Source organism: Sinomonas sp. (genome assembly GCF_036848755.1).
Lineage (GTDB): Bacteria > Actinomycetota > Actinomycetes > Actinomycetales > Micrococcaceae > Sinomonas.
Genome location: NZ_DAIUJO010000107.1, coordinates 9,788 through 12,518 on the forward strand (window position 1 = coordinate 9,788; position 2,731 = coordinate 12,518).

Consider the following 2,731-nt stretch of genomic DNA (forward strand, 5'->3'; position numbering starts at 1 on the left):
CTACATGCACTGACCCACATCCATCTCCATCCGCTACTGAGAATCCCAACTCACAGAAGTTTCAACTCAAAGGAGAGCTGAAGTGTCCATGTCCGCTGACAGGACCTTGGCAGCGCCGTCCACCCACGACGCAAAGCTCAAGTCCGCCATCTCCAAAGCGGCCCGGCATCTCATGCCGATGCTCGTCATCCTCTATTTCGTCGCCTTCCTCGACCGCACCAACGTCGGCTTCGCCCAGGCTGCGCTGAAGGCCGACCGCGGCGTCGGCGACGCCGCCTTCGCCCTGGGAGCGGGGATCTTCTTCATCGGCTACGCGATCTTCGAGGTGCCGAGCAACCTGCTGCTCAAGCGGTTCGGAGCGCGCTTCTGGCTCGCCCGCATCTCGATCACGTGGGGCATCGTCGCCGCGTCCTTCGCGTTCACGACGAATGACGTCATGTTCAACGTCCTGCGCTTCCTGCTCGGTGTGACCGAGGCCGGGCTGTTCCCAGGGGTCATCATGTACCTCTCCGAGTGGTTCCCGAACAAGGTGCGCGTGCAGATGTTCGCGATCTTCTACCTCGCCCAGCCGTTCTCCCAGATGATCGGCGCCCCGCTCAGCGGCGGCCTCATCAGCTTCGGTGACTCCCTCGGCTTCGCCCGGGGTTGGCAGGTCATGTTCCTCGGAGAGGGCCTCCTCGCGGTCATCGCCGGGATCGCCGCCCTGTTCCTGCTCACCAACAGCCCCTCCAAGGCGAAGTTCCTCGACGACGGCGAGAAGCTTGCACTCTCCGACGCCATGGCCATCGAGGACCGCGCTCGCACCCAGGACGGGCCGAAGGGCATCTGGGCTGCCATGGCGAACTGGAAGGTCTGGTACTTCACCGTCATCTACTTCGCCCTCCAGATCGCGGTGTACGGGACGACGTTCTACCTCCCCCAAGAGGTCGCCGGGCTTCTCGGCAAGAAGGTCGGCTGGGAGGTCGGTCTCATCTCGGCCATCCCGTGGCTCGTCGGCCTGTTCGCGTGCTACTACCTCGGCCGCGCCGCCCACACCGTCGCGCGCCGCCGGAACTGGGGCGCGCTGCTCTACATCGGAACGGGGCTCTTCATCGTGGGGTCGGCGTGGGCCGGCGTGAGCGGCCAGCCGCTGCTCGGCATCGTGTTCATCACGCTCGCCGTCGCGAGCTTCCTCTCGGTGGGTCCGATCACGTGGGCGTACCCGACGTCGTTCCTCACGGGTGCTGCGGCCGCCGCCGGCATCGGCCTCATCAACTCGCTCGGCAATCTCGGCGGCTTCGTCGCTCCGCTCATGCGTACCGCCATCAACGCGGCCGCTCCTACGGCGAGCGGCGAATGGGGCGTCGTCTCCCTTGGTGTGTTCGCGTTCGTCGCCGCAGCGATGGTGTTCCTCACGAAGTACTTCCGCGCACCGAAGTCCGACGAGCTCCTCGACGAGCCGGCGATGCAGCACTAGCGGGGCGTCACGAGCCTGAGCCTGCGAGAACATATCCGATAGGATTCGACCATGCCCGCCGTTTCGAGTAGCCGCCGGCCAGCCAACCGGCAGCTCCTGGCCGACTACGTGTACCAGGAACTGCTCGCGTCCCTGATGGACGGCCGGCTCGAGCCCGGTCAGGCCATCGGGATCGACCGGATGGCGTTGGAGCTCGAGGTCTCACAGACCCCGATCCGAGAAGCACTCGCCCGGCTGGAGTCGACCGGGCTCGTCCGGCGCGAGGCGCTCAAGGGCTATCGGGTGGCACCGCTCTTCTCCGCGGAGGAGCTCGACGAGCTCATGGCAGCGCGTGCCATCATCGAACCGGCCATCGCGGAGCGAGCGTGTGCCCACGTGACCGCTGAGCTCCGGGAGGAACTCGAACAGGCCGTGGACGACCTCCGCGGCGCTCCGACCGGGCCGACCTTCGCTGAGTACGGGGCGTATTGGGAGGCCGACGAGCGGTTCCATCGGCTCATCGCCGAGAACGCTCAGAACCGATTCCTGCTCAACGCCTACAACGCGCTCGGCGGGCAGGTGCAGCGCTTCCGGTTCTTCGGGAACCTCGGCGTGACCGATGCCGAGAACGCTATCGCGGAACACACGAGGATCCTCGAGGCGTTCGAATCGGGCGATCCCCGGCGGGCCCACGACGCGATGCTCGAGCACATCTCGCTCGTGCGCGACCGGGCCGTCAGGGACGCAGCCTCGAAGCGCAGCTGACTGGAGCCCCCACCGAGGATTCCGGCCTCAGCAAACTGGACAGCGGCCCTCCCCCACCCAGGGGAGGGCCGCCGTCGTCGTTCGCCGCCCTGCCTTCACGGCCCTTTCATGGCGCCTGCCTTTCGCGGCGCGGCCCGGATCTCAGTCCTGCCGGTCCAAAAGTTCCCGGACTCGGGCGCGGACGGGCTCGCGGTCGTAGGTGTTCACGAGCGCACCCGCCATGCGCACCGGGTCTCCGAAGAAGAAGTACTCGTAGAGCGCCTGCCGTCCCGCGAAGCCCGTGATGGACGCGTCGTAGGCGAGCTTGAACAGCCGGATCCGCTCGGGGCCGGTCAGCGACTTGCCCTGCAGGTACATCTCGATGTCCTCGCGGGCGACGCCGAGATCCGCCTCTCCGGGCAACGCCATGAGACCCGAGGCGCAGAACTTGCGGATGATCTCGGGATAGCGCTGCGACGCCTTGGGGTACCAGTTGCGTGCCGCGTTGAGCGTGGGCCAATGCGGGAGCATGACGCCGTCGTCGCTCAGTTC

Annotated in this window: 3 protein-coding genes; 2 read left to right on the top strand and 1 reads right to left on the bottom strand. The window is 66.7% G+C overall.

Annotated features, from left to right (window positions below; translation table 11 throughout):
• The first annotated feature begins 88 nt into the window (after positions 1 to 88).
• Together V7053_RS15040 and V7053_RS15045 are read left to right on the top strand one after the other, a co-directional pair.
• The gene (locus V7053_RS15040; RefSeq protein WP_334173082.1) at positions 89 to 1,456 is read left to right on the top strand and encodes an MFS transporter; all 1,368 of its coding nucleotides are present in this window, start codon (positions 89 to 91) and stop codon (positions 1,454 to 1,456) included.
• 51 nt (positions 1,457 to 1,507) lie between these two features.
• On the top strand, positions 1,508 to 2,200 hold the full coding sequence (locus V7053_RS15045; protein ID WP_334173079.1) for a GntR family transcriptional regulator: 693 nt from the start codon (positions 1,508 to 1,510) through the stop codon (positions 2,198 to 2,200).
• 141 nt (positions 2,201 to 2,341) lie between these two features.
• On the opposite strand, the gene V7053_RS15050 is transcribed toward V7053_RS15045, so the two are convergent.
• On the bottom strand, positions 2,342 to 2,731 hold a 390-nt coding region (locus tag V7053_RS15050), incomplete at its 5' end, for a 4-hydroxyphenylacetate 3-hydroxylase C-terminal domain-containing protein (protein WP_334173080.1).